This window comes from Frankia tisae (genome assembly GCF_025403405.1).
GTDB lineage: Bacteria > Actinomycetota > Actinomycetes > Frankiales > Frankiaceae > Frankia > Frankia tisai.
This window is the reverse complement of sequence record NZ_JANEZT010000753.1, coordinates 1-856: the sequence shown is the minus strand read 5'-3', so window position 1 is coordinate 856 and position 856 is coordinate 1. Positions and strand designations below refer to the sequence as shown.

Below are 856 nucleotides of genomic sequence, written 5' to 3'. Positions count from 1 at the left end.
GCCTCGCGCAGCCCCACACCCCGTCGCGGCCTACCCATCCCGATCACCCATCCGTCCCGAACACCCTCGTCCTACCGGTCCCATCCACCGCACCGGTGACCGACCCGTCCCGGTGCGACCCCGGCCACCGACACACCCCGCCACCGGCGCACCGCGCCGCCGTCTCACCGCACCTCGGTGATCAGCTGCGGCGGACTGTGCAGGTACGTGATCGACGGATCACGCCCCACCGACCCCGACACGATCTCCAACGCATCCGCCAGCGTCGACGCCGCCCGATAGCCCAGCCGCGCACACACCGCCCGATCGCCCCCGACGAAGACCACCTCGGCCAGATGCGCCCGCGCCGGCGCCGTCTCATACCAGCGGTGGAACGGATGCACCCCGTGATGCGCCAGCGACGTCCGGTACAGCGACGCATACCAGGGATCGGTGGCGTACTGCCGTTCGAACTTCGCCTCGACCGTCGCCGGATCACTCGACTCGGCCAGCACCTCCTCGTAGAAGTCCACATACGACGGCTGATGCAGCTGGGAGAACCGCGCCGCCACCGGATGGTAGACGATCATCGCTCCGTTCTCCCGGACAACGGGCCGCCCCCGATGGCGGGCGAACACCTCAGCGAGCGCACCGTGCGCGGCGAGCACCGGATCTGCCGGCGCCCCACCCTGATACGCCCCGAACGGGGGCAACCCCACGACCACGACGTCGCTCTGCCCGTCGACGTCGACACGCTGCTGGGCGTCGACGGACTGCCACGCCGCCGCCGCGACGGCCGCCGGATCACCCGCCGACAGCGAGGTGATCGCATAGTCGGCGGCCAGATCGCGCAACACCCGGGCCCGGCCCCGCCCGC

1 pseudogene is annotated in these 856 nt (G+C 71.6%); it reads right to left on the bottom strand.

From position 1 onward, the window contains the following. Positions 1 to 164 precede the first annotated feature (164 nt). Positions 165 to 856: pseudogene (locus NBZ85_RS31500) on the bottom strand (lactate racemase domain-containing protein); the annotation flags it as partial.